Annotated in this window: 1 protein-coding gene and 1 pseudogene; both read left to right on the top strand. The window is 65.5% G+C overall.

All coding sequences use genetic code 11. The annotated features are described in order from the left end of the window. A pseudogene (locus tag ACXJKJ_RS31120) lies at positions 1–117 on the top strand (VOC family protein); the annotation flags it as partial. A 98-nt stretch (positions 118–215) separates the two neighbouring features. Then, a partial coding sequence (locus ACXJKJ_RS31125) for a DUF2147 domain-containing protein (RefSeq protein WP_457395445.1) occupies positions 216–614 on the top strand: 399 nt, incomplete at its 3' end.

Below are 614 nucleotides of genomic sequence, written 5' to 3' on the forward strand. Positions count from 1 at the left end.
GATGTCGCCTGCGAGGCGATCCGTACCGACGAATACACCGGCCGCCGCTTCACCTTCTTCGCCGACCCGGACGGACTGCCGCTGGAGCTGTACGAGATCCCGGCCGAGGGCGGCTGAACAGGGTCGGCGGTGCGTTCCGTACCGGAGCGAATGGGTATACAGTCGGGCTGTACCGGCCCTGCGCCGGCATTCACGAACTCCCTGGGAGGGGAAACATGCGCAAGACTTTGAAGACCCTGCTGCTGGCACTGCCGCTGATGCTGGCCGCCATGTCGGCCAGTGCGGCCGATGGTGCGGTCGGCCGCTGGAAGACCATCGACGACAAGACCGGCAAGGTAAAGTCGATCGTGGAGATCACCCAGGCCACCAACGGCACCCTGACCGGCAAGGTGGTGGAGATCCTGCATTCGGACAAGGGCCCCAATCCGGTCTGCGACGGTTGCGAAGGCGCCAACAAGAACAAGCCGGTCAAGGGCATGACGATCCTGTGGAACCTCAAGGCCGACGGCGCCAACGCCTGGTCCGGCGGCACCATCCTGGACCCGGGCAACGGCAAGACCTACAAGTCCAAGGCCAAGCTCCAGACCGGCGGCGCCAAGCTCGACGTCTCCGGC

It is taken from the genome of Roseateles sp. P5_E1, assembly GCF_054049335.1.